Origin of the sequence: Klenkia sp. PcliD-1-E (assembly GCF_024124375.1) — a bacterium.
Classification (GTDB): domain Bacteria; phylum Actinomycetota; class Actinomycetes; order Mycobacteriales; family Geodermatophilaceae; genus Klenkia.
Genome location: NZ_JAMXRZ010000003.1, coordinates 17,003 through 42,720, shown reverse-complemented (window position 1 = coordinate 42,720; position 25,718 = coordinate 17,003). Strand labels below are relative to the sequence as shown.

General features: G+C 69.2%; 21 protein-coding genes. 9 read left to right on the top strand and 12 right to left on the bottom strand.

The features are described 5' to 3' along the window. The 5 genes from NH342_RS01495 to NH342_RS01475 all read left to right on the top strand — a co-directional run bounded on the left by NH342_RS01495 (position 1) and on the right by NH342_RS01475 (position 10,963). Entirely contained in the window at positions 1-3,987 is a 3,987-nt protein-coding gene (locus NH342_RS01495; protein ID WP_253010545.1) for an Eco57I restriction-modification methylase domain-containing protein, read from the top strand. Then, positions 3,987-7,652 carry a DISARM system helicase DrmA gene (gene drmA / locus NH342_RS01490; RefSeq protein ID WP_253010542.1) on the top strand — a complete coding sequence of 1,222 codons (3,666 nt, stop codon included), beginning with the start codon at positions 3,987-3,989 and terminating at the stop codon, positions 7,650-7,652. The genes NH342_RS01495 and drmA overlap by 1 nt, the downstream gene beginning before the upstream one ends. After that, a complete protein-coding gene (gene drmB / locus NH342_RS01485) occupies positions 7,649-9,742 on the top strand; it encodes a DUF1998 domain-containing protein (RefSeq protein ID WP_253010540.1) in 2,094 nt (697 codons plus the stop codon). The genes drmA and drmB overlap by 4 nt, the downstream gene beginning before the upstream one ends. Next, on the top strand, positions 9,739-10,452 hold the full coding sequence (drmC, locus tag NH342_RS01480; protein ID WP_253010538.1) for a DISARM system phospholipase D-like protein DrmC: 714 nt from the start codon (positions 9,739-9,741) through the stop codon (positions 10,450-10,452). Before drmB ends, drmC begins: the two co-directional genes overlap by 4 nt. A 103-nt stretch (positions 10,453-10,555) precedes the next feature. Beyond that, complete coding sequence (locus NH342_RS01475; protein ID WP_256479145.1) at positions 10,556-10,963, top strand: very short patch repair endonuclease; 408 nt, start codon at positions 10,556-10,558, stop codon at positions 10,961-10,963. Here NH342_RS01475 and NH342_RS01470 read toward each other — a convergent pair. Continuing rightward, a complete protein-coding gene (locus tag NH342_RS01470) occupies positions 10,952-12,112 on the bottom strand; it encodes a DNA cytosine methyltransferase (protein ID WP_253010534.1) in 1,161 nt (386 codons plus the stop codon). The genes NH342_RS01475 and NH342_RS01470 overlap by 12 nt on opposite strands. A gap of 196 nt (positions 12,113-12,308) precedes the next feature. Here NH342_RS01470 and NH342_RS24005 point away from each other — a divergent pair, with 196 nt between their 5' ends. Then, complete coding sequence (locus NH342_RS24005; protein ID WP_253010532.1) at positions 12,309-13,160, top strand: HNH endonuclease; 852 nt, start codon at positions 12,309-12,311, stop codon at positions 13,158-13,160. A 39-nt stretch (positions 13,161-13,199) separates the two neighbouring features. Here NH342_RS24005 and NH342_RS01460 read toward each other — a convergent pair whose 3' ends face one another. From NH342_RS01460 to NH342_RS01430, 7 genes are all read right to left on the bottom strand, one after another. Continuing rightward, positions 13,200-14,975 carry a DUF262 domain-containing protein gene (locus tag NH342_RS01460; protein ID WP_253010530.1) on the bottom strand — a complete coding sequence of 592 codons (1,776 nt, stop codon included), beginning with the start codon at positions 14,973-14,975 and terminating at the stop codon, positions 13,200-13,202. 160 nt (positions 14,976-15,135) lie between these two features. Then, the gene (locus NH342_RS01455; RefSeq protein ID WP_253010528.1) at positions 15,136-15,393 is read right to left on the bottom strand and encodes a hypothetical protein; all 258 of its coding nucleotides are present in this window, start codon (positions 15,391-15,393) and stop codon (positions 15,136-15,138) included. Between the two features lie 170 nt (positions 15,394-15,563). Next, positions 15,564-16,040, bottom strand: a complete 477-nt coding sequence (locus tag NH342_RS01450) for an aldo/keto reductase (protein WP_253010526.1) — start codon at positions 16,038-16,040, stop codon at positions 15,564-15,566. 27 nt (positions 16,041-16,067) lie between these two features. Beyond that, complete coding sequence (locus tag NH342_RS01445) at positions 16,068-16,892, bottom strand: phosphoenolpyruvate hydrolase family protein (protein ID WP_253010524.1); 825 nt, start codon at positions 16,890-16,892, stop codon at positions 16,068-16,070. Further along, positions 16,892-18,121 carry a Tm-1-like ATP-binding domain-containing protein gene (locus NH342_RS01440; protein ID WP_253010522.1) on the bottom strand — a complete coding sequence of 410 codons (1,230 nt, stop codon included), beginning with the start codon at positions 18,119-18,121 and terminating at the stop codon, positions 16,892-16,894. Before NH342_RS01440 ends, NH342_RS01445 begins: the two co-directional genes overlap by 1 nt. A 34-nt stretch (positions 18,122-18,155) precedes the next feature. Further along, positions 18,156-19,187, bottom strand: a complete 1,032-nt coding sequence (locus tag NH342_RS01435; RefSeq protein ID WP_253010520.1) for an aldo/keto reductase — start codon at positions 19,185-19,187, stop codon at positions 18,156-18,158. A gap of 46 nt (positions 19,188-19,233) precedes the next feature. After that, positions 19,234-20,199, bottom strand: a complete 966-nt coding sequence (locus tag NH342_RS01430; RefSeq protein ID WP_253010518.1) for a histone-like nucleoid-structuring protein Lsr2 — start codon at positions 20,197-20,199, stop codon at positions 19,234-19,236. 58 nt (positions 20,200-20,257) lie between these two features. Here NH342_RS01430 and NH342_RS01425 point away from each other — a divergent pair, with 58 nt between their 5' ends. Together NH342_RS01425 and NH342_RS01420 are read left to right on the top strand one after the other, a co-directional pair. Continuing rightward, positions 20,258-20,890 (top strand): MerR family transcriptional regulator, encoded by a 633-nt coding sequence (locus tag NH342_RS01425; RefSeq protein WP_253010516.1) that lies wholly within the window; start codon positions 20,258-20,260, stop codon positions 20,888-20,890. Further along, entirely contained in the window at positions 20,887-21,744 is an 858-nt protein-coding gene (locus NH342_RS01420) for a hypothetical protein (RefSeq protein ID WP_253010514.1), read from the top strand. The genes NH342_RS01425 and NH342_RS01420 overlap by 4 nt, the downstream gene beginning before the upstream one ends. Positions 21,745-21,816: 72 nt before the next feature. Here the strand turns inward: NH342_RS01420 and NH342_RS01415 are convergent, their stop codons facing one another. The 3 genes from NH342_RS01415 to NH342_RS01410 are packed head-to-tail and all read right to left on the bottom strand — an operon-like array spanning position 21,817 to position 23,038. Then, complete coding sequence (locus NH342_RS01415; RefSeq protein ID WP_253010512.1) at positions 21,817-22,215, bottom strand: type II toxin-antitoxin system VapC family toxin; 399 nt, start codon at positions 22,213-22,215, stop codon at positions 21,817-21,819. Next, positions 22,212-22,436, bottom strand: a complete 225-nt coding sequence (locus NH342_RS24450; protein WP_374209407.1) for a hypothetical protein — start codon at positions 22,434-22,436, stop codon at positions 22,212-22,214. The genes NH342_RS01415 and NH342_RS24450 overlap by 4 nt, the downstream gene beginning before the upstream one ends. Before the next feature lie 53 nt (positions 22,437-22,489). Further along, complete coding sequence (locus tag NH342_RS01410; RefSeq protein WP_253010510.1) at positions 22,490-23,038, bottom strand: GIY-YIG nuclease family protein; 549 nt, start codon at positions 23,036-23,038, stop codon at positions 22,490-22,492. A 33-nt stretch (positions 23,039-23,071) separates the two neighbouring features. Between NH342_RS01410 and NH342_RS01405 the strand changes: the two genes are divergently transcribed. After that, complete coding sequence (locus NH342_RS01405) at positions 23,072-24,256, top strand: hypothetical protein (RefSeq protein ID WP_253010508.1); 1,185 nt, start codon at positions 23,072-23,074, stop codon at positions 24,254-24,256. 21 nt (positions 24,257-24,277) lie between these two features. Here the strand turns inward: NH342_RS01405 and NH342_RS01400 are convergent, their stop codons facing one another. Continuing rightward, complete coding sequence (locus tag NH342_RS01400; protein ID WP_253010506.1) at positions 24,278-25,717, bottom strand: cytosine permease; 1,440 nt, start codon at positions 25,715-25,717, stop codon at positions 24,278-24,280. Position 25,718 lies beyond the last annotated feature (1 nt).

Sequence of the window (25,718 nt, the reverse complement as noted above, 5' to 3'; positions counted from 1 at the left end):
GTGTCGCAGCTGCACCAGGATTGGCTGGCCCAGGTCGAGACCGACGGCCCCTTCCTGTCCCTGCCCGTCCTCAAGGACATCTGGCCCGACGGGATGGACCGGCTCAGCGACGTCGACGACCGACTGGTCGCGTTCAAGGAGAATCACGCTGCCTGGGAGACGGCGTTCGACCGTTCCCGATTCGGTTCGGTCGAGGAGTACGACCGCGCCGTCGCTTCCTGGATCGACGTGGTCCTCGACGACCTCGCGCTTTGGGGACCCCATCGGGTCGCGGCGGCGGACGTCCCCGGTGATCTGGTCGTCCGCTCTCCCGGCGAGACGATCACGGTGCGTCCCGACGGTGGGCTCGGCGGCCGGGACGGCGAGCTGGTGTGCCTGCTCCGCCTTGTAGCGCCGACGGAGAGCCTGAACGCAGCGGGCGTGGACGGCTGGTCGGCCAGCGAGGTCGATCGCATGGCCGCGCTGCTGCGCAAGGCGGACGTCGCGATCGGCGTGGTGACCGACGGCCGCTGGTGGGCAGTGGTCTGGACCGGTGACGGGACCACCACCGGCTCGGGCGTGGTGGATGCGCTGACGTGGCGGGAGGAGCCGCAGCTGCGCGATGCGTTCCTGACGCTGGTCAACGCCTCGACGCTGCGGCACAAGAACTCGGAGCGCCGGCTCCCGCGGCTGTTCGAGCGGAGCGTGCTCGAGGCCGAGGAGATCACCGAGGCGCTCGGCGTTCAGGTGCGCCAGTCCGTCGAGTTGCTGGTCCAGTCATTCTCCGAGGCGAGGCTCGGGGCGCGAGCCAAGGGCTCGGTCGACCCACTCTGCAAAGACCCGGACGAGATTTACCAGGCGGCGGTCACGGTGATGATGCGGGTGGTCTTCCTGCTCTTCGCCGAGGAGCGCGGGATGCTGCCCACCCCCGAGCTATACCGAGCCGCCTACGGGATCAGCGACCTGCTCGACGACCTGCAAGGTCGCGCCCAAGCGGAGGGCGAGGAAAGCCTCGACCACTCGTCGGACGTCTGGCACCGCCTGCTCGCGGTCAGCACCGCCCTCTACGGCGGGGCGAACTTCGACGAGGTCCGGATGCCGGCCTACGGCGGATCTCTTTTCGACCCGCAGCGGTTCCCATGGCTGACCGCCGAGCGCCCCGACGGCGGCCTCAGCCTCCGGGTGTCCGACCGCGTCATGCTGCACGTGCTGGGGTCGGTGCAGGTGGCCAAGGTCGGCGGCCAAGCACGCCGGATCTCCTTCCGGGACGTTGACGTCGAGCAGATCGGCTACATCTACGAAGGCCTGCTCGGCTACACCTGCCGCGAGGTCGACCACGAGGTCGTCCTCGGACTGGTCGGCAAGGACGGCGAAGAGCCCGAGATCGACCTGGACACGCTCGCTGACATCTACGACGAGTCGACCGGCGCCAAGAACTTCGCCGCCCGGCTCACCGAGTGGGTCAAGACGACACAGCCCGCGGCGAAGCCCGTCTCGGCCGTCAAGCTGGCCAAGTTGCACGACGCTGCGGTCGACGAGGCGGAAATGAACCGCCTGCTAAAGCCCGTCGCTGGCCACGACCCCGACCTGCTAAGCGCACTGATCGACTGGTCCAACTACATCCGCCGGGACCTTCGCGACCTGCCCTATGTCATCCCGCGCGGTGGCCTCGTCGTGGCGGAGACTCCGTCGCGCAAGAACGCCGGGGCGCACTACACCCCGCGGTCCCTGGCCGAGGAGGTCGTGCTCCACGCGCTGCAGCCGCTGGTCTACGAGCCTGGCCCGCTGCAGACCAACGACGAGGACGCCTGGCGACTGAAGTCGAGCTCGGCAATTCTCGACCTCAAGGTCGCTGACATAGCCGCTGGCTCCGGCGCCTTCCTGGTCGCTGCTGCTCGCTACCTTGCCGACCGCCTGGTCGAGGCCTGGACCTCGGAACGCATCGTCGACGGCGACCACGTCGACGGCAGCCTCCGCACCCGAGCCATCCGCGAGGTCATCGCGCACTGCCTCTACGGCGCCGACATCAACGGCATGGCCGTCGAGATGTGCAAGCTCTCCCTCTGGCTGGTCTCCCTCGATCCGACCAGGCCGTTCTCGTTCGTCGACGACAAGATCTTTCAAGGCAACTCCCTGCTCGGCCTCACAATGCTCGACCAGCTGCGCTATCTGCATATCGCTCCGGACACGAGGCGAGCCAAGCAGCTCAACGCGTTCGTCGACGCGGAGAGCGTGCTGCAGGAGGTCATCCGGATCCGCCACCAACTTGCCACCACCGTCGACGAGGACGACCCGCAGCGCACTCGAACCGGGAAGCGCCGCCTGCTCGAACAGTCCGATCGTGTCAGCGAGAAGCTTCGGTTGATCGCCGATGCCATCGTGGCTACCGCGCTCCGCCTCGGCGGCAAGACCGGCAACGCCCTCGACGACGCCTACACCGCCCTCGAAGGCGCCCTCATCGAAGCCTTCCCCGCCGATGGCAGCAGCGGCGACGTCACCGCACTCGACCGCATTATCGATCAAGGGCTCGCCCCTACCGTTCCGACGGACTACCGACAGTGGGAGCCCCTCCATTGGATCATCGAAGCCCCCGACGTCATCCTCGAACACGGCGGCTTCGACGCCATGATCGGCAACCCACCATTTCTTGGAGGCCAAAAACTCACTTCCGCTTTTGGTGACAATCTTCGCGAGTTGCTGGTTTGGCAACTAGGAGGCGGGAAGCGAGGCAGCGCGGATCTAGTCGCCTACTTCTTCCGCCGGGCAGCGGCTCTCCTCAACGACGCCGGCAGCCTTGGCCTCATCGGCACGAACTCAATCGCTCAGGGGGTGTCCCGAGAAGTTGGCCTGAGCGGCATCGTGGCTGAGGGATTCCACATCCTCCGGGCAATCCGCAGCAGCGCCTGGCCAACCAAGAATGCCGCGCTCGAATATGCGGCCGTGTGGGCCTCCCGCCGGTCCGCTCAGAATGGTGTACTTCTTTGGGTTGACGGAGAGCAAGCATCCGTCATCTCCACCATGCTGGAAGCCGCCGGCCGCGTCTCCGGGGACGCGATTCGACTTCCCGAGAATGAAGGAATCGCTTTCCAAGGAGTTATCGTCCTCGGTCGAGGCTTCGTACTTACCGCCGAAGAGGCCGCCGCGATAACCCGCACCGATCCTCGGTGTACAGACGTCGTATTCCCATACCTAAATGGTGAAGACCTAAACTCGAGAAGCGACGGCGGCGCGAGTCGTTGGATCATCAACTTCGGAAATCGCTCCCTTGAACAAGCCGAACAGTACGGTCCCGCATTCGAAAGGGTCCTTCACAGGGTGAAGCCCGACCGCGACGGGAGTAGTCGCTCGGCCCGCAGGGACCGCTGGTGGCTATATGCGGAGCCCGCGCTTGGTATGCACCGAGCCATCAGGGACCTTGACCAAGTGATTGCGATCGCACAGGTGAGCAAGACGCTGATGCCGATGCTCGTGTCGCCCAAGCAGGTCCTGGACGCAGCCCTTGTAGTTTTCGCCTCAAATGACTTCGCCGATCTCGCGGTACTGAGCTCAGCGCCACATCGCATGTGGGCACTCCGTTACGGAATCACGATGCGGGCCGACGCTCGCTACACACCAACAACCTGCTTCGAACCCTTCCCTCGGCCTCCTGCAACTCCGCGCCTGCGTAGCGTCGGTGAAGTTCTCCACCGCGAACGACGGGAGATCATGCAGCGGCGCGGACTGGGGCTCACTAAGCTGTATAACCTTGTCAACGATCCTTCGTGCTCCGAGGACGTGGACGTGACACGGATACGCGATATCCACGCTCGCCTAGACGAAGCCGTCGCAGACTCCTACGGCTGGTCAGACATCGAGCTCAATCACGGCTTTCACGAGTACAAGAAGGTCGTCCGTTACACCATCGATTCCGTAGCTCGGGTCGAGGTCCTTGATCGTCTGCTGGATGAGAATCACCGCCGAGCAGCGGCGGAAGGCGAGGCGGTCGTCGGCCGGGAAAGGCTCTTCTAATGGCCCGCGAATCTTCCACGGTCGTCCGCACGGAGCTTATCGGTATCGTCCGAGACGAGCTTCTCGGTCCACGTGGCGACAAGGACGGGGAGATCCCAGCTAGCCCCCGCGCCATGTACGCCGTGGGAGGACTCGCTCCGGTCACCATCGATCCCTCCCTTGCGCGGCTGGACTCCGACGTCGACGACGCCGAAAGTCAGGGAGTCGATGGCGCTCCGGTGCAGGCGATCAGCGATGCGGACCCGGACCACCCCGGTCAACCTGGTGTGCCCGTGCCAACGGATGAGGACTTTGCGACCGCGGATTCGGACGACGAGGAAGACGCAGGTCCGAAGGGCGCCCTGACACATCCCTCATCAATGGGCCTGAGGTTCCAGGTGCCGGTTGACGCCGCCGCGCTCGTCGTCACGGCGTCATGGGGGCGGTACGGGAGTTTCCAGCGCCTCAACGAGGAGACAGGTCGCAAGCGGACGTGGTTCCGGCGGACCCCCGTCGAGGTGGCGAAGGAAGTCGACCTCGCGGGCACGGACGCTCGCCGAAACGAGGTCTTGGAGCTGGATCAGGATGTCAGCCTCCGGGTTGAGGTCTTCCCGCTGGGCGATCGCCTGATCGTTGAGCTGGCGCTGAGCAACGACCGGGTGACCGGCGTCGACGCCCCGCCCGGGGACTGGCTGTTCCAGACCGAGCTCAGCGTCGAGGCGATGGACGGCTCCGCCTGTTTCCTACCCAGCCGCGACGTCTGCGAGCCGGGCTATCAAGAGGCCGACCCGGAGCGGCGTCGCCTGGATCTGCAGTACAAGCACAAGCTTGAGTACGCGGTCGGCCGCACCTGCTCCGTCGACTGGAAGGAAGCGGGCGACCAACGGCGAGCCACCAAGGTCATGACCACGTGGCTGCCGACGGCGGACGTCCCGCAGACGGTCGCGGGCGCTGCCGGCCAGACGGTGACGGCGATGCGCGTCCTGGCCGACATCGAGGCCGGCGACATCCGCCAGGCACTCGAGCCGATGGTCTCCGGCTACGTCACGTGGCTGGGAGAGGACCAGGAGAAGGCAGCGCGTTCCCTCCCCGACCACCTCAAGAAGACGGCGTCCGATGCGATCGGCGATGCGCGCATCGCTGCGTCCAGACTGGAGGCCGGCCTCGCGCTCCTGGAGAGCGACCCGGACACGCTGAAGGCGTTCCGGTTCATGAACCGCGCCATGCGCGACCAGCGCATCCGCTCGCAGGTCGCGGCCAAGCGAGCCGCCAAGGCGGGCGTGACAGTCGAGCAGGCCATCGCCGAGGTGGAGGCCGAGGGCGACAAGGCCGCCTCGTGGCGACCGTTCCAGTTGGCGTTCATCGTCATGCAGCTGCCGGCGCTCGTGGACCCAACCGACCCCTACCGCAGCGGCGATGACGCTCGCGTCGAACTCCTCTTCTTCCCGACCGGTGGCGGCAAGACCGAGGCATACCTAGGTCTGGCTGCCTTCACCTTCGCGATCCGGCGACTGCAGGGCACTGTCCAGGGCGGCGACGGAGAGCTCGACGGCGGTGACGGCGTCGCCGTCCTCATGCGCTACACCCTCCGTCTCCTGACTTCCCAGCAGTTCCAGCGTGCGGCGGCGCTCGTGTGCGCGGCCGAGCTGATCCGTCAGGAGGACGCGGCGACCTGGGGCAGCGACCCCTTCCGCATTGGGCTGTGGGTCGGCAGCAGCGTCAGCCCGAAGCGCTTCACCGAGGCACAGGCGCAGGTGCAACTGGCCAAGTCCGAGGACGGCAGGGCCCACGGCCTGACCGTCCTGCAGATCAAGCGCTGCCCCTGGTGCGGGACGCCGATCGACCCGAAGCGCGACGTCGACGCCGTCGCCACGACGCAGCGGATCCACGTCTACTGCGGCGACCGCGACGAGGAGTGCCCGTTCTCCGGACGCGGACCGGAGGACGAGGGGCTCCCCATCCTCACCGTCGACGAGGAGATCTACAGGCATCCGCCAACGTTCCTGCTCGCCACCGTCGACAAGTTCGCGCGGCTGGCGCGCGAGGGCGAGGCCGCGAGCCTCTTCGGCTACGTCGCCGAACGGTGCGAGCGGCACGGCTACCGCCATCCCGACGCCCGCGGCGACTTCTGCAAGGGCCAGAAGCACAACGCGATTACGAAGGGCGGCGTCGCCTACCCGGCCGTGGAGGTCCGGCCGGTGCCGCGCTTGCGGCCACCGGACCTGATCATCCAGGACGAGCTGCACCTGATCACCGGAGCGCTGGGGACGGCGGTCGGCGTCTTCGAGAACGTCGTCGACGTCCTCTGCTCATGGTCCCGCGACGGCCAGGCGGTCCTGCCGCTGATCGTTGCCTCCACGGCGACGGTGCGAAAGGCCGAGGACCAGGTTCGCAACCTGTACGGGCGCGGCGTCGATGTCTTCCCACCCCAGGTTCTCGACGTCCGGCACACGTACTTCTCCCGGGAGCTCGAGGTCACCCCGGACCAACCCGGCCGGAAGTACCTCGGTGTCTGCGCGCACGGCATCCGGCTCACGCTCGCCGAGATCCGCATCGCGGAGGTCCTCCTGCTAGCCGGGCAGAAGCTGCTCGACGAGCACGGCAAGGCAGCCGACCCGTACATGACGTCGGTCGCTTACTTCAGTGCGACCCGTGAGCTGGCCGGCATGCGCCGGTACCTCGACGACGACGTCACCACGCGCGTGTCGGGCAACACGGAACCCTTCCCCCGACGGACGACGGACTTCTCCCGCCTCCAGATCGGCGAGCTGACCTCCCGCATCTCGTCATCGGAGATCGGCGCGACGCTCGACAGGCTGGCCCTTGAGTTCGACCCGGAGCGCTGGAGCACGGTAGGCAAGGCGGCCTTCGCGAAGGCCATGCAGGACGGGAAGGTGAAGGGCGGCTTCGTCCAACAGCCGTACGACTTCGTGCTCGCCACGTCGATGCTCCAGGTCGGGGTCGACGTCCCCCGCCTCGGTCTCATGCTCGTCGTCGGGCAGCCGAAGAACACCGCGGAGTACATCCAGGCCTCGTCCCGCGTCGGACGCGACAAGGACAAGCCAGGTCTTGTCGTGTCGCTCGCCAACTGGTCGAGGCCGCGGAACATGGCGCACTTCGAGCAGTTTCGGCACTACCACGAGACCTTCTACGCCCAGGTGGAGGCACTCAGCGTCACCCCGTTCTCGGAGGCAGCGCTCGAGCGAGGCTTGATGGGGGTGCTGGTCAGCGCAGCCCGCGTGATGGACGTCGGCCGGCCTGACTCCCTCTCCCCCGAGCTCGGCGCCGGCCGGATCCTCGACGGGACACATCGCCTGGACGAGATCATCGATCGGCTCACCGAGCGCGCGTCGCGGGCCTACCTGGAGCCCGATTTCGACGAGCGGGTCCGGGCCAAGCTCGTCCAGCGGAGGGACCGCTGGTTCGGTCGCGCCCAGGAAGAGCAGGGCGGGCTGGTGTACGAGCGGTCGACTGACAAGAACCAGACCACCCAGCCGATGCTCATCAGCCCCGAGGTGCGCACGACCACGCCCAACCAGAAGGTGTTCGTCGTCGCGAACTCGATGCGCGAGGTGCAACCGGAGATCAACCTGCTCGTCAGCCCGAGCCCGGACCGACTGGCCGCGAAGGAGCCCGTCGACGCTCCGGGTTGGAACTTCACACCGCCTGTCGAGGAGGACGCATGACCGCCGTGTCGAAGGTTCCCGTCCTTGCCACCGGTTCACCCGAGCCGATGCTGGCAAGCGTCGAGCAGGAGCTCGATCCGATCGCCGACGTCGAGGACAACAAGCCGAAGAACCGGGCGAAGGTCGGCGCCGTCCGGCCGTCCGCGCTGCTCTACACGCAAGGCATCGGCTCGACGGTCGACCTGCCGCACCTCTCGGTCATGCCGCACGGCCTCGACGACTGGGAGCGCATATACCGGCGACGCCCGACGCCTCCGGAGACGATCGTCGAGCCTCGCCTGCTGCAGGTCGTCCAGGCCCATCTCGGAAAGACCGTGCATGAGCTCCGCAAGCCGCCGTGGGCGTCCGCCGAGATCGGGCAGAAGGACTCGGCGACGGACCTGGGCATCCCCGGACGGATCTTTCCGCAGTGGCTGCGGTGCACGGGCTGCGGCCTGCTCGGTCAGGTGTCGGACGGCGTCAGCTTCGAGTACCGGAACACCAACCCGTTTCGACCAGACCAGGCAGAGTTCGTGCATCTCAAGTGCACGGGTTGGTCCGAGGGCGGCACCGTCAAGCGCAAGCCGCGGGACCGCACCGCCGTACCCGCCCGTTACCTCATCGCCTGCCAGAAGGGGCACCTGGACGAGTTCCCCTACGTCGCGTGGGTGCACCGAGGCGAGAAGTGTCCTTCAGCGGCTCGACCGCGACTGCGCATGCGGGAGTGGAAGAGCAACATCGGTCCGGACGTCCAGATCATGTGCCAGGCCTGCAAGCAGAAGCGCGGCATGCTCGAGGCGACTGCTCGCGGAGCCGACACGAAGCTGCCCCGCTGCCGCGGGCGTCACCCGCACCTCGACGCCTTCTTCAAATGCCAGGAGCAGGGACGCCTCATGCTCCTCGGCGCCGCCAATCAGTGGTTCTCGAACACGGTGAGCGCTCTCTCCCTGCCGCGCGAGGACCAGGCTTCGGCGTCCGAGCTGGCTCCCGCCATCGCGTCCTTGCCGAAGCAGGTCCTGGCAGCGGTCCCCGGCCCCGACAGCATGGGCCTGTTCAAGCAGCTGGCGGCATTGAACGGGCTGCACGGACTGGACGACGTCGACGACGTCGTCCTCTGGGACGCTGTCCAGATCGCGACCGGCCAGGCGGTCGACGAGGACGACAGCGACCGTGCCGCCACTCGTCGCGACCCTCGCACGCTGCTGGCGCCTGAGTGGACCGTGCTGAGCGATCCATCGAAGTTCACCAAGTACAGCGGCAGCCACGACTTCAAGGCGGACTCACGCAAGGTCGCGGACGAGCTGCAGCCCTCTGTGACCGCAGTAGTCGCCGTCGAACGACTGAAGAAGGTCAACGCCTTCATAGGGTTCACCCGGATCGACGCCTTCGACCGCATCGACGACGCCTCCGACCGCGTCGCACCCCTCACCCGCACCGGCGCGGCATCGTGGGTGCCGGCCACCGAGGACCGCGGTGAAGGGGTGTTCATCCAGTTCGACGAGGCCCGCGTCGCCGCCTGGGAAGCCGACGTGTTGGACCGTCCAGTCTGGCAGCGCTACAAGGAGGCGCACAGACTCAACTTCCTGCGCCGCACCAGCAAGACAGCAGCGGAGATCGATCCGGACGGCCGCTTCCCGTCTCCGCGCTACTGGGCCATCCACACGCTCTCGCACCTGTTGATCCGCGAGATGGCGATGTCCAGCGGCTACGGGTCGGCCAGCCTGACCGAACGCATCTTCGCCTGGCCCGGCGACGACGACGTCCAACCGGCGGCGGGGCTCCTCGTCAGCACGACGTCCTCTGACAGCGAAGGCACCCTCGGTGGCCTCGTCGAGCTGGCCAAGCCGGCGAAGCTGCAGAAGGTCGTGCTGGACGCCCTCCGACGCGGCACCCGCTGCTCGTCCGACCCGATCTGTTCGCACCGAGCACCGTGCGGCAAGGAGGACTTCCTGCACGGCGCGGCATGCCATTTCTGCCTGTTCGTCAGCGAGACCAGCTGTGAGCGCACCAACCGCTTCCTCGACCGCCGGATGGTCCTCGACCTGGTCTCTGATCCGAGCACCTGGACGCCCGGACTCTTCGCCGGGCTGTGCGAAGAGGACGCCGGATGAGGGCCGCCGCTGACCTCGGCGCCTTCCTGACCAAGGATGAGGCGAAGCGGATCGGCGGATCTCTCGACCTCGGCCACGGCCTCCTCCATCAGGCCGTCAAGAGCATTCACGCGGATCGTCGTGAGCGCGTGCTCGAGCTACTCGACGCCGCACTCGCCGCTCTCGCAGGCGACGTCCGTGCTTTGTCCGCCGTGCTGTCGGCGCTGAGCGGTGTTCCTCGCGCCGCGCGACCGCAGCTGGTGTGGACGTCACCGAGCCTGCCGCACAGCGAAGGTCGCACGACCCTCGCCGCTTCACAGTTGATCAATGAGGCGCAGTCCTACGTCTACGCCGCCACCTACTCGGCGACCATGGGATCGTCGTACGTAGCGGCGCTCCGAGAGGCAGTCGCCCGCGGCGTCGCAGTGACGCTGGTCGTCGACCAGGCGCGGCAAGCCAAGACAGCCACGCAGCTGGCCGGGAAGCTCGCCGGCGCTCGCATCTGGACGATGAGCCCGCCCGGGGTGGGCGAGTACGCCGTGCAGCACTCCAAGATCGTCATGATCGACGGGCTCGCGGCGCTCGTGACCAGTGCGAACTTCTCCTCCGCTGCCGCAGAGACAAATCTCGAGTGCGGCGTCCTGTTGCGCGACGCCGCACTGGCCACGTCGATCAAGACCCACCTCGACCAGCTGCACGAGAACCAGTTCTTGGTGGACTACTCCGCCTGACGTGGGTGGACGCGCCGCCGGCCGGTCCCTCGCGTGGAACGCTGTGCGCGTGACCGCGAGGACCCCCCAGCCCGGCCCGCATCCCGGGTCCTCCAGCGCCGAGATGTCCCGGCGCATGGGCAGCGTCAAGAAGCGCGACAACGGCCCGGAGATGGCCGTACGTCGGCTGCTGCACGCCGCCGGACTCCGCTACCGAGTGACCTGGCCGGTCCCCGGCCAGCGCCGGCGGACGATCGACATAGCCTTCACGCGCGCACGACTCGCCGTTTTCGTCGACGGATGCTTCTGGCACGGCTGCCCCCTCCACGCGACGTCACCCAAGGCCAACGCAGCTTGGTGGGCCGAGAAGATCTCGACCAATCAAGCCCGCGACGCAGACGTGACCTCTCAGCTGGAGGACATGGGCTGGACGGTGCTGCGCTTCTGGGAGCACGAGGCGCCGGAGGATGTTGCATCAACCATCGTCGGACGGATCATGTCTCCCGATGACGCGATCCGATCAGGTCGCTGACAGCGCCACGTGCTCGTCGAGTGCAGACATGAATTCGACCGAGTACCTGAGATTGCTGCGCAGCAACCGGTCGCGGAAGCCTCTGGTCGCTCTGTGCGACAACGGCTCCTGCCCGTGGGCAAGCAGCACGTCGGCCAGGTGTTGGTAGCTAGCTTCTGGAGATCGCGGCCACTCGGAGACCTCGACGTCCCATCTCCGCCCGTCGAGGTGGCATGCAGACTTCGGCCAGGCGGCCCCATCCGAGTGATGCTTCCTATGGGGTGTGACGTCCTGCTCCCCAGCTGCCAGCATGCCTTCACCGATCCACCGCGCCACCGGGACGCTGACGGCGTTTCCCACCAGTTTCCAGCGGTCGCGCACGGGCGCGTTCGCGGTCCACCCGGCAGGAAATCCCTGGAGCACCTCCGCCGACTCGATCGACGGCCGCACGATGGACATCCCCGGCTCGCTGTCGCACATCCACACGGCCGGCGGGCTGGGAATGCTGACGGTCGTGGAGCCCTTCAAGGTCGGCACTGCGTCGATCGCCCACCCGACGCCGCGGTTGCCCTCGGTCCAGTAGAAGCCATACGCACTATCGCGTGCGGCTCCGGAGGCTGCACCGTCCGGGTCCTCGGACGGCAGGTCATCGCGGAAGAGGATCGCTGCTGGGTCGTGGACGGCCGATGCAAGCAGGTACACGCGCTTGCGTCGCTGCGGCAGTCCGAAGGAGCGGGAGTCGATGGTTCGGTAAGCCCACGCGTACCCAGCGGCCTCCAAGGACGCGGTGATTTCCCGGATTGCCGCTCCCCGGCCGAGGCGAAGCATGTTCGGCACGTTCTCGATCAGCACCCACTCGGGACTGGCCGTCCGGAGGAGCTGGAGCACGTGACGGATCAGGCCGGAGGCGAGTCCTTCCAGGCCTGACGTGCGGCCCGCTTGCGACAAGTCGGTGCACGGGAATCCGGCGGTGACGATCGTGGCATCGCGCAGATCCCGCAGTCCGATCACATCGCCGTGTAGATCTGAGTCGCCGAAGCGGTGGGCCAGAACGGATCGCGCGGACGGCCACCACTCGTAGAACTCAGAAGGCTCGTCAAATCCTGCTTGTTGCAACCCGAGCTCCATGCCACCGACCCCAGCGAACAGTCCGAGGATCGAGTGAGCCACGACGTGCAGCCTTCCATGGTGAGCGCCGACCTCGACGCCGCCCCGCCCCACGCGACCTCGACTCCAGGTCACCTCTCCGATGCCGTCCCCGACGCTCCCCGTTGCTGAAGAACGCGGATCGCTGGAGGCTCCGCTCATGACCGGAGCGGTATCAGAGCGGGACGTCAGGGCAGCGGCGCTCGAATGGCTCAGAGCCGTGACCCTCGACGGCACCATCCCCATCACCCGGGCCCAGCTGCGAGACGACTTCCGCGTCGCCGGCGACCGGTTCCCGTTGGTAGACGCCGGTCGTGGGATTCGGCGCCCGAAAGGATGGTCGTCGGCCCTGAGCATCCTGACTGCGGTCCCGGAGGGTGCACCATCGCGGCCGTACGACGATTCGGAGGGCCCCGACGGTCTGCACAGGTACAAGCTCCGTCGGGACCAGGGAGGCGCGGCGGAGAACGAGGGGCTCCGCCGCGCGATGCTGGAGCAGGCACCGTTGATGTGGTTCTACGGCATTCGTCCCGCCATCTTCCAGGCCATCTCCCCGGTGTACCTCATCGCCGAGGAGCCGGAACAGTCACAGTTCGTCATGGCCCTGACCGAGGAGCAACGGAGCGTCCAACCCGGCAGCCGCGTTGAACAGACGATCCGCCAGTACATGCTGGCGCTGACCAAGCGTCGACTGCACCAACCGCTGTTCGCGAGCCAGGTGATGGTTGCCTACGAGACTCGCTGCACCGTCTGCTCCCTCAACCACCGAGAGCTGCTCGATGCTGCTCACATCATCCCCGATTCACAACCAGGCGGGGACGCCGTCGTGCCCAACGGACTGGCGCTCTGCAAGCTTCACCATGCCGCCTACGACCGCAACATCCTCGGGATCCGACCCGACTACACGGTCGAGATCCACCGTCGACTGCTCGACGAGGTCGACGGCCCGATGCTGCGCCACGGCTTGCAGGAACACCACGGTCGGCCGTTGATGACACTTCCGTCGATCCGACGCGAACGGCCGGACTCGGACCGGTTGATGGAGCGCTATGCACAGTTCCGAGCGGCTTGACCAGGCACGTCGGGAAAGCGCGGCTGTCGACCGCCGACCTCAGCGGGTCGGAGCCTCTGGCAGCTCCCTGACCCCAAGCCGCTTCTGGAGGCGACCACGCAGGAGTCCTTTCCGGACCTCGTAGAAGTCCATGAACCCGGTGACGTCGTCGGGCAGGACACCGAGATCATTCTGTTCGACGTAGGCAGCCTTCTTGTCGGGCGTTGTGAAGGCCTGGTCGAGCCAGGCCGCCGGCAGCACCGCTTGCTTCTCCACATTCGCCAACCCTTGGAGCAGCTGCAGGTTGGGCAGTCGGTCGACGGCGTCCATGAAGGCGTCCAGCTGTTGCGTAGGAACTCCTGCTTCGGCGAGCCGCTTCCTGGTGAATCTCGATCGCGGGAAGACGTGGTCTTCGTGGAAGACTTTGCTGAGGTCGAGCCCCGGGTAAAGCATCGCCAGCACCGGGAAGGTCCGCTGACCGCCGTACTTGAGCTCCAGCAGCTCGTCGACTTCGGTCGCTTCGAACTCCAACGACTTGCCGATGGCGGCCATCTCGGCCTGGACCGACCGAACGGGGAAGGTCCCACCTTCGTGGGCATCGATCGCCTGCCTGATCCGGGTCAAGGTCGTATCGAGGCCGGACCCCCAGATCCCCCGCTTCATGAGCGACCTGATGATCCAGGCTTGCAGACGTGCTCGATCGTCCGCGGTCGCCGTCGAATCGAGGTAGGCGTCATCGAGCTTCTTCGAAGCCAGGAAGTAGGCCACCGGGATCACGACGCTGTGTGCGGTCAGGCTGCGCGTGGACAGACCCAGGCGGCTCAGCAGCGTCGCTGCCCGCAGGAGCGCAGCCCGGGTCGTGCCCCATGCGGCCTCGACCTTCTGCATGTTCTCCCGCGTGAAATTCGAGACCCGGAATCGCAGGTCGACCCCTGCAACCATCAAAGCGGTCTTGAGGACGACGTCCTTCGAGAAGGAGAACTCGCGGGAACCGCCGGTGTTGAGCTCCTGCACCAGAGCGCGAACCTCTTCGCGAGCATCGTGGTCCTCCCATTGGTTCGTCGCCATGGACAACAGGAGGTCGGAGTAGGAGAGCGTCGTCCCGCCGCTGTTCACCCTCACGAAGATGTCCAGGACCTTGTCCGCGTCTTGCGACCCTTCCAGGTAGTAGTTGATCGGTTGCTTGACCCGCAACGCCTCGAACAGCTCGTACAACCGGTTGTACGCACCGGTCTCGTTGAGGTCTATTCCTCGTGTAGCTAGGGTCTTCATCAGTGCGGGCCCGGCGTCCCCCAGGCTGAAGACGTCGCCGACTCTGAACCACTTGTCCGGCTCCCCGTCCGCCGGCTTCGCCTCCTGGTCAGTGAGGAACCGCAGGTCGTAGCGGAGCGACAGGTCGCCGTGATCTGGATCTTCCAGAAGGTTCAGGAAGAGCCGCTTCTTCGGGAAGGCGTCGGGACTGTTCCACCAGGCGTACTTCTTCTTCTCCGCGTGGCTTCCGTATACCGCGATGTTGAGCGCTGTGAGGCGCTGCTGACCGTCGAGGATCGCGACCGTCGGCCGTCCTGCCGGGACTGTCGCCTTCGACGCGAAGGGGTGGTCCCGTTCGTGGAAGTCGGTCAGGAAGTCGTAGAAGACGTAGTCGGAAGCAGTGCCGGCCTGGACCTCCCAGAAGAGGAAGGACCCGATCGGGTAGCCACGCATCAGGCTGTCCAGCAACTGACGGATCTGGTCCGGTCCCCAGACGAACTCCCGCTGGATAGCAGGCAGCAGGTACCGCTTCTCGTGTATGCCTGAAAGCACGTCTTGAACTGTCACTGGTGTCTGGAACGCCATCGATTCCCCCGTTTGCTCGGAGCGCGCGACTTGTGCTGCCTGACGCGCGCGTGTCGTCGCTAGCCAAACCCAAGTCGACGATAGGGGACTCTGCCCGGAGACCCACGCGGAGCGCTCGGCTCAGCTGATCAGGCCAGTCCATCGCCCCCGGCGGAGATGCTCAGCAGCCGCGCTTCGCGACCTCCAGGCGCACCATTCGCTCATTGATCGCCTCGATCTCGCAGACGACGAAGTTCTCCTCGACGAGGATTCCGAACGCTGCATCCTCGGCGTGGGCACTGGCTTCGACACCAGCCTCGGCCAGTGCAGTCCTGGCGTCGGGAAGGGTCATCCCGCGTACGTCCGGGCCGACCGGATCAGCCCCGCAGCCCGTCGCCAGACCGGCAACAACGATCATCAGCAGAACAGTCTTCTTCACGACTACCTCCAGTGTCGGCGGGCGGCTCTCGAATCGAAACCACTCCGGCCGATCATTGGGGCTCGCTGTGAACACCGTTGCAGGCGCGCCGTCCATCAGTCCACCGACTCACTTTCAGCTCCTTCAGTCACACGCGTACCGACCGGGGTCGGTGCACGTGCTGCGGAGCGTCATCGACCACGCAGTACGGCGGCGGTCAGCGCCGGCGGGGCGTCGTCGGCACGGATGTTGGTCCCCGGCGGCACGATCGCGTCGATGGCGTCCAGGACGTCGTCCGACAGCTCGACGTCCACCGCCGGCAGCTGACTGGTCAGCTGCTCCATCGTCCGCGGGCCGATGATCGACGACGTCACCCCCGGGTGCCGGATCGTGAACGCGATCGCTAGCTGCGGCAGGCTCACCCCGGCCTGCTCGGCCACCCCGGCCAGCGCGTCGACGGCGTCCAGCTTGCGCTGCTTGACCGGGTCCGACAGGTCGTAGCGCGAGGCCATCCGGCCGCCCATCGCCCACGCGCGGTGCGTCTCCGGCGCGTCCGCGCCCTTGCGCCACTTGCCCGACAGCCACCCGCCGGCCAGCGGGCTCCACACCAGCGTGCCCATGCCGTACTCCTGGGTCACCGGCAGCAGCTCGCGCTCAATCCCCCGCACCTTCTTCGAGGGCGGAACGTGGCTGGGTCACCTCAGCCGCAGCGCCTTGAACTCCGCCGCCTGACCGGCGATCGCCTTCTCCGTGGGCAGCCGCTCCATTGACGACGCCCCAAAGAACCCGGCGACCCCGGTGGTGTGCTCCAGCACGTACTGCGCGTCGGCGGGCTCGGCAATCGGCCCGCCATGGCACAGCACCAGCACGTCGTCCCGCACGCCCACCGCGGCGTCCCGCAGCTCCTGCACCCGCGCCACCGCGTCGTCCAAGGTCATCGCCGTCTGCGCTCCGATGGTCCCGCTGGTGGTCAGCCCCATGTGCGGAACCAGCACGTCGGCCCCCGCCTGGGCCATAGCGACCGCCTGCTCGGCGTCGAACACGTAGGGCGCCGTCACCAGCCCACGCTCGTGCGCGGCCCGGATCATCTCGACCTCCAGGTCGAAGCCCATCCCGGTCTCCTCGAGGTTCGCCCGGAACGAGCCGTCGATCAGCCCGACCGTCGGGAAGTTCTGCACCCCGGCGAAGCCGATCCGCACCAGCTCGTCGAGGAACGGACCCATCAGCCGGAACGGGTCGGTGCCGCACACCCCGGCGAGCACCGGGGTGTCCCGCACGACCGGCAGCACCTCGCGGGCCATGTCGACCACGATCGCGTTCGCGTCGCCGTAGGGCATCAGCCCGGCCAGCGACCCGCGGCCGGCCATCCGGTAGCGCCCCGAGTTGTAGATGATCAGCAGGTCGACCCCGCCGGCCTCCGCAGCCTTCGCCGACAGGCCCGTGCCGGCGCCCGCGCCGATGATCGGCCGGCCTGCTGCCGCGGTCTCCAGCAGGCGGGCGCGTGCGGTCGCGGCGTCCATCAGTTCCCTCCAGCGGTGATCAGGGAGTGCAGCCGCTCGGCGGCCAGCCGGCCGAAGCCGGGGTCGTTGATCGCGCCGTCCCAGTCGGTGACCTCGACGTCCGTGCCGGTCAGGCCCTCCCGGACCGCGGTGAAGAGCGCGTCGTCCGCCTCGGGGTCGGCGAACGGACCGCCGGGGACGTCGATGCCGGACACACCGCCCACCGGCAACAGCACCTCGGCCGGACCGGTGGCCGCGGCCAGCTTGGCCGCGACCCGCCGTCCCAGCTCCGCACTCTCCGCAGGCGTGGTGCGCATCAGCGTGACGGTGGGGTTGTGCACCAGGAACTGCCGGTCGGCGAACTCGGCGGGCACCGTCTCCCGGCCACCGAAGTTGACCATGTCCAGCGCGCCGACGCTCACCACCTGGGGGATGCCGCGGCGCCCCGCCGCCTCGAGTCGGTGCGGACCCGCGGTGAGCACCCCGCCCACCAGGTCGTCGGCGAGCTCGGTGGTGGTCAGGTCGAGCACCCCGGCGAGCAGCCCGTCGTCGACCAGCCCCTCCATGGCGCGCCCGCCGGCGCCGGTCGCGTGGAAGACCAGCACCTCGTAGCCGAGCTCGGTCAGCCGGCCGCGGGCCTCGTCGACCGCAGGCGTGGTGAGCCCGAACATGCTCGCGCCGATCAGCGGCTTCTCGTCGGCCGCCGGCTCCGCCGTCCGTCGCTCGTAGGCCGCCGCCATGCCGGCCGCCGCGGCCGCGGCGTTGCCGAGCACCGCCCGCGAGATCGAGTTCAGCCCCGAGATGTCGACGACGGAGTACATGAGCGTGACGTCGGACTGCCCCACGTACGGCGCGACGTCCCCCGCCGCCATGGTGGACACCAGCAGCTTCGGGACGCCGACCGGCAACGCCTGCATCGCCGGCGCCGCGATCGACGAGCCCCCGGACCCGCCGACGGCGAGCACGGCGTGCAGCCGTCCCTGCTCGAACAGCTCCCGGACGACGACCGCCGCGCCCCGGCCCATCGCGTCCATCACCGCCCCGCGGTCCCGCGCCTCCAGCAGCGGCCCGACGTCCACGCCCGACCGTGCGGCCACGTCGGACGACGGGACGTCCGCCGGCGAGCTGTCGGTGAAGCTGCCGACGTCAATTGACACCACCGCGCACCCGGCGGCCTCCAGCTGCGCGCGCAGCCAGCGGTACTCCTCGCCCTTGGTGTCGAGCGTGCCCAGCAGAACCACGGTCGCCATCGACCGCCTCCTCGTCGTCGAAGGGGTGGAACGGTCAGCGGCGCCGCAGGGACGCGTCGGTGAGCGCGGGCGGGGCGTAGCCGGCGTCGTCGGCGCGGATGTTGGTCCCCGGCGGCACGATCGCGTCGATGGCGTCCAGGACGTCGTCCGACAGCTCGACGTCCACCGCCGGGAGCTGACTCGTCAGCTGCTCCATCGTCCGCGGACCGATGATCGACGACGTCACCCCCGGGTGCCGGATCGTGAACGCGATCGCCAGCTGCGGCAGGCTCACCCCCGCCTGCTCGGCCACCCCGGCCAGCGCGTCGGCGGCGTCCAGCTTGCGCTGGTTGACCGGGTCCGAGAGGTCGTAGCGCGAGGCCATCCGGCCGCCCATCGCCGACGCGCGGTGCGTCTCCGGCGCATCGGCGCCCTTGCGCCACTTGCCCGACAGCCATCCGCCGGCCAGCGGGCTCCACACCAGCGTGCCCATCCCGTACTCCTGGGTCACCGGCAGCAGCTCGCGCTCGATCCCGCGCACCAGCATCGAGTACGGGGGCTGCTCAGTCACGAACCGACCGCTGTGCCGCACCGAGGCCGCCCACTGCGCCTGCACCACCTGCGACGGCAGGAACGTCGAGGACCCGAAGTAGCGGATCTTCCCCGCCCGCTGCAGGTCGGTCAGCGCATCGAGTGTCTCTTCGATCTCCGTCTCCGGCGACGGGCGGTGGATCTGGTACAGGTCGATGTGGTCGGTCTGCAGCCGCCGCAGGCTGTTCTCCACCTCGGTCACCAGCCACCGCCGGCTGTTGCCCTGCTGGTTGGGGTCCTCCCCCATCGCGCCGTGCGCCTTGGTCGCCAGCACCACGTTCTCCCGCCGTCCACCGGCGAGCGCCTTGCCGACGATCTCCTCGCTCTCCCCCGCCGAGTACACGTCCGCGGTGTCCACGAAGTTGATCCCGGCGTCGAGCGCGGCGTGGATGATCCGCACCGACTCGTCATGGTCGGGGTTGCCCCACGCCCCGAACATCATCGCCCCCAGGCAGAGCGGGCTGACCTTCACACCAGTGCGTCCGAGCGTGCGCATCTCCATGGTGGTTGCACGTCCCCACCATCGCGACGGGCAAACCAGGTCAGCGGTCCCGCCTGTCGAAGGCCGCCCGCACTCTCGCCGGGATGCGGCCCTTCGCGCTCACCGCGATGCCCTGCGCCGCGGCCCATGCCCTGATCTGCGCAGGCGTCGCCTCGGGCTCGGGGACCGCTCCACCGGGTGCGCACGTCGACTCCAGCCCCGCCGTCGCCGCCGCGCCCGACAGCTCGGCCAGGCACGCACCCAGCCACCGGTACGCCCACTCCTGCGCCAGCGGCCGGGTCTCGCAGAACACCACCGGCACGCTCGGGAACCGGGCCTGCGCCTCCGCCAGCGCCTCGGCGGCCGCCGCGCCCCGCGCGTTCTCCAGCGCGAACAGTCGGCTGTAGCGGTCCTCGACCACGACCGCCGCCCGGGGCAGCCCCGCGAGCTCGGCCAGGGCGTAGGTCAGCCGCGTAGACAGCAGGCTGTTCCCCAGGTCCGCGACGCTCTTCCGCTCGACCGCGGCCAGCACCTCGCCGTCCGCACCGCAGACCGCGTAGTCCCCGGCCGACAGCCGGCGCCGGGTCGTCGTCGCCTGCTGGTGGCCGAAGCTCCACGGGTACTTCTCGCCGGTGTCCACAACGATCTCCAGCACCTGACCGGACGCCCGCGCGGTGGGCACCGACACCCGCGGCCGGGCCTGCTTCGTCGTCGACGGCGACTGCCAGAAGATCATCTCGCGGCCGCGGGCCCGGGTGAGGACCAGCTGCGAGCGGTTCATCCGCGACCGCGCCAGCACCAGGTCGATGGCCGGTCCGCGCCGCGAGCAGCTGCGCACCTCGTGCCGCTCGATGACCTCGGCGTCGGCGGGCCAGCTCTCGGCGCGGTGGCAGTACACCTTCGTCGCCCCCGGCCACGTCTCCCGGGTCTTCAGGACGATGCCGTCGGCACCGAGCGGCACCCGCACCAGGTAGGGCAGCGACGAGTCGGGCTCGGGGTTGCGGGCCACGAGGAGGTCGTCCGGCACGCGGGCAGGCGTGCACGGCGGGGTTGACAGCATCACTATCGATAGTGATGCTCTCGACATGCGTATCGCCGAGCTGGCCGAACGGAGCGGGGTCAGCGCCGCCTCGATCAAGTGGTACGTCAGCGAGGGCCTGCTGCCGGCCGGCGAGCGCACCAGCTACAACCAGACCTCCTACGACGACGACCACCTCGCCCGGCTCCGGCTCATCCGCTCCCTCGTCGAGGTCGGCGGGCTCTCCGTCGCCGCCGCGAAGGACGTCCTCGCCGCCGCCGACGACCCCGACCACCCGTTCGGCAACACCCTCGGCATCGCCCAGGCCTCGCTCCCCCGCGTCGCCGCCCCGCCGTCGGAGGAGTCGCTTCGCCGGGTGGCCGACGTCGCCCGCCGCCAGGGCTGGACCGTGCACGACGGCAACCCCGGCCTGGTCGCGGCTGCCGCCGTCCTGGACCGCTACCTGGCGCTGGGACGCGACGACCTGGCCGCCGTCCTGCCCGCCTACGCCCGAGCCGCCGAGGTGGTCGCCGAGGCCGACCTCGACACCGTCTCCACGAAGCTGGACGCCGGCCCCGCGACCGCCGCCCAGACCGTCGTCGTCGGCACCGTGCTCGGCGACGCCCTCCTCGCCGGACTCCGCCGCATGGCGCAGGAGAGCGAGTCCATCCGCCGTTTCGGAACCGGGAGCCCGTCATGACCGCCGTCCTCGATCGCCCCACCACCACCGCACCCCGCCTGGACCGGGTGCTGCTCGCCGTCGCCGTCGTCATGGCCGCGACCGCCGTCGTCACCGCCGTCCTGGCGGTGGTCGACCCGGTGCAGATCGCCGGCCGCAACGGCTGGCTCAAGCCGCTGAAGTTCTCCATCTCGATCGCCGTCTACGCGCTCACCATCGCCTGGCTGCTCACCCTGCTGCCCGCCCGCCGGCAGCGCCTGGGCCGGGGCATCGCCTGGGTCATCGCGATCGCCATGGCCGTGGAGATGGCCGCCATCGTCGGCGCCGTCGCTGCCGGCACCACCAGCCACTTCAACGTCTCGACGCCGTTCCGCACCGCGGTGTGGGCGTCCATGGGCACCGCGATCGCCGCCGTCTGGCTGGTCAACCTCCTGCTCGCCGTCCTGCTGTGGCGCTCGGTCGAGGACCCGTCCCGACGGCTGGCGATCCGGGCCGGGCTGGTCATCGGGCTGGCCGGCATGGCCGTGGCGTTCCTGATGACGTCGCCAACCGCCGATCAGCTCTCGGACTTCCAGGGCATCGCCGGGGCGCACGCGGTCGGGGTGCCGGACGACGGGCCAGGCCTGCCGCTGCTGGGCTGGTCCACCACCGGCGGGGACCTGCGGGTGCCGCACTTCGTCGGCATGCACGCCCTGCAGGCGCTGCCGCTGCTCGCCTTGGGCCTGGAGGCGCTGCGCCGGCGGGTGCCCGCGCTGGCCGCTCCGCGCACCCGTTTCCGGGTGATCGCGGCCGCGTCGGTGGGCTGTGCCGGACTGGTCGCGTTCCTGACCTGGCAGGCGCTGGCCGGGATCCCGGTCACCGGCTTCCTGGGCTGAGCACTTCACCTGGATCGGGGCGGTAGCTGCCACGACCCAGCCGACGCGTCCCCGGCCGGGGGGGGGACGCGGTCAGGCCGGCCCGGTGACGAAGGTGCACCGGGGTCCGTTCGCACGAGCAAGGCGCCGGTCCAGGGTCCACAAGGGCGCACCGAGCTCTTCCGCCAAGGCGACGTAGGCGGCGTCGTACGGCGTCACCGAGGAGTGCAACGCCCACACCCGTCCGGCCACGGCACGGAGGTCGAAGACGTCCACCGGCAGTTCCATCGCCTCGCGGTGCACGAGCGCGCCGAGGTCCTCGGACAGCTGCCCGGACAGCACCCGGCGTCGGATGACGCTGGACACCTCGATGTACAGATGAGCCGGGCCGGCCAGGGAATCACCCCGCAGGCCGGCGCTCGCCCACTCCCCGTCCGGCCCGTCGTCGATGAGTGCAGCGACCACCACGGACGAGTCGACGACGATCGTCATCGCCGGTCGGCGTCCCGTGCTTCCAAGATCTCCGCCGCGGGGAAGCGGGTACCGGTGGCATGCACCCGTGCGCGAACGCGCGACCAGTAGTCCTGCGGATCAGGTCGATCCGCCAGCGCGTTCAGCTGGGCGCGCACGTACTCCTGGAGGGACTGACCCGCCCGCGCAGCGCGAGCCGCGAGCTCGTCACGCGTGCTGACGGGGACATCCCTGATGGTCATCGAGACGGGCACACTTGCAATCTAGCAGCGCAACATCCGAATTGGCAGCGACGTCAGTGCCCCGATGTGCGCGCCTCCTCCCGCCACCGCTTGCGGGCGGCGGCCACCACGGCGTGCATGGGGTGCGAGCGGTTCTCGGCCTGGTTCAGCGGCGGCTCCAGCTCGGCGATGACGTCGGCCTCGACCGTCCAGGGCTCCGGGTGCTCGGCCCAACTCAGGTGCAGGGTCACCGCCATCCACTCCGACAGCGCCAGCTCGTCCCGGTTGACCAGCACCGGCCGCGTCGTCCAGCGGCTGCGCCAGCCCTGCTGCTCCACCAGCAGCGCCGCCAGCGACCGGCGCAGGGTGGAGGACCCCGTCGTCCCCCGGATGTGGTCGCCGACCACCCGCGACCGCAGGGTCGCCGCCGACGTCGGGCCGTTCGGCGCGATGCCGACGTACAGCAGCTGAACCTGTGCGGTCGGGTGCCTCGGGCCGGAGACGCCGGGCAGCGCGCCGAACCGGCCCCACCAGGCGTACAGGCCGGGCGCTTTCGGGACCGCGTCGGGCACCTCGGGCACCGGGACGGGCACCGAGCGGCGGGCGTCGAGCACGGGGTCCACCGGCCCAGTCAACCGCCCTGCGAGCATGGTCCGGTGCGTACCCGCCTCGTCGTCCTCGGCGCCGCGCTCGCGCTGACCGCCTGCAGCTCCTCCGCACCCGACGACGCCCCGCAGGCCGACCTGCCCGGCGGCGTCCTGCTCGACCAGGTGCAGGACGTCGACACCGGGCTCGCCATGACCGGCGGCACCGGCCGGCTGCTGCAGGCCGCGCTCGACAGCACCGACACGCCCGTGCTGCTGAGCACCACCGAGACCGGCGGCGCACCGGGGCTCACCCGCGGCACCGACCTCGCCGCCCGCGCGCCGATCACGTCGCTCGGCCAGACCGGCGGCGTGGCCGAGATGGGCATCGCCCCCGACGACACGGCCGTGCTCCTGGGGGACGCCGCCGACGGGCCCGCGGTCATCCGGGTCGCCCCCGACGGCACCGAGCAGGTGCTGCCGGTGACCTTGCCGGAGGCGGCCGGGATCAGCTCGCTGTCCTCGGTCTCCCCGCGCGCGGTCGACCTCACCCCCGACGCCTCGCGCGCCGTCGTCGTCAGCACCCCGACCGACTACTCCCAGGGCACGCCCCTCGCCACCGGCACGCTGCAGGTCGCCGTCCTGGACACCACCACCGGGACGACGACGCAGACCGCCCAGGTGCAGCTCGCCCCGCCGGCCGCCGAGATCCCCGGTGCCGACCCGGCGGTCGCCGTCGAGGACACCCTGGTCACCGCCGACGGCAGCGTCCTGGTCGCCGTCGGCCTGGCCGGCCAGCAGTCGCAGCTGCTGCGGTTCGACCCGTCGCTCATCCCGGGGGCGAAGGCGCCCTACGACCGACCCGATGTCGACGGCACCACCTTCCTGGCCGCGGACGACGACGGCACCGCCTACCTGACCCAGACCGCCGCCGGCGTCCAGCTGCTGCGCGTGCCGGTCGGCGCGACCGCACCGGAGGAGGTCGCGGTTCTGGCCGACGGCCCGGCCACCGTGACCGGACTGGTGGCCACCGGCGGCTACGCCTACCTGACCGGCATCACCGACACCGATCTCGGTCAGACGGTGCGGGCGGTCGACCTGGCCACCGGCGACATCACCCCGGCCACCGGGTTCTGCCGCGAGGGGTCGGGCTCCGTGCCCGCCCTCGGCAGCTCCGGTGCGACGCTGCTGGTGTCGGCGCTGTGCAGCGACGAGTCCACCAACGAGCAGCACCTCTACCTGTTCCGGGCGCCCTGACGGACGTCGCCCGGCCCGGGCCTACCGCTGGGCCGCGCCCTCCAGCTCGCGCTCGCTGCGCTCCCGCGCGGCCCGCTCGGCGTCGTGGTCGATGCCGCGGCTGAACAGGTAGTAGGCGCCGCCGGCGACCCCCAGGCCCACGGCGAAGGACAGGTCCGCGCCGCCGATGGCCGCGGCGACCGGGCCGGTGTAGAGCCCGGGCAGGGAGAAGAACGGCACCATGGCCAGCACGCCGAGCACGTAGGCGATCAGCCCGCGCCAGGACCACCGGCGGTAGATCCCGTCGGGGTTGAAGATCTCGGTGATCGCGTACTTCCCGTGCCGGACGGCGTAGAAGTCGACCAGGTTGACCGCCGTCCAGGGGACCAGGAAGTACAGCATGAACAGCACGAAGTTGTTGAAGCTGCCCAGGTAGTCGGCCGGGATGAGCAGCGCGACCACGACGGTGAGCACGCCGACGACGGTCAGCCCGACGACCCGCGGCGTCTGGGTGGCCTTGACCCGGCGGAAGGCGTCCAGGCCGCTGATGCCGGTGAGCATCGCGCCGTAGGCGTTGACGCCCATGATCGAGATCAGCGCCACCGCCGACACCAGCACCACGATGGTCCCGAACCCGGGGAACAGCTCGTCGCCGACCTGCTTGATCGTCCCGACGGCGTCGACCTCGGGCAGTCGGCTGGCCAGCAGCGACCCCAGCCCCATCAGCCAGATCGCCGACCCGGCCGCGCCCAGGTAGGTGAAGAAGATCAGCTTCGGCGCGGAGGAGTCCGCCGGCAGGTAGCGGGAGTAGTCCGAGACGTAGACCGCGTAGCTGATGTTGTAGCCCGCGGCCAAGGAGAACTGCACCAGGAACGCGGTCAGGTCGAAGCCCGGGGTCGCGGCCACGGCCGGTGCGGCCGGCAGCGTGAAGGCGATGACCGTGGTGATCGCGAACGCGACGATCAGCACGTAGGTCAGCCAGCGCTGCACCAGGTGCAGCAGGTCGTGGCCGACCACGGCGATGAGGATGGACAGCGCCGTCAGCACCGGGTACCAGAACCACCGGACGTCGGGCAGCACCAGCGCCAGCCCGTCGGTGGCCAGGATGACGTCGAAGACCATGAACCCGACGTAGACGAACACCGTCGCCAGGAACGGCAGGATCACGCCGCGGCTGCCGAACTGCGCCCGCGACTGGATCATCTGCGGCAGCCCCATCCGCGGGCCCTGGTTGGCGTGGAAGGCCATGAAGAAGGTGCCCACGCCCGCGCCCAGCACGATGGCCAGGAACGAGACCAGCGCCGACAGCCCGAGCTCGGGGCCGATGAACCCGATGACCAGGGTGGGCAGCACGAAGTTGCCGGTGAACCAGAACGGGGCCTGGTGCCACACCTTGCCGCGCCGCTCGGCCCGGGGGACGTAGTCGATCGAGCGCTGCTCGAGGACGCGGCGGGGCTCGGCGGACGTGGGGTCGTGGGCCATG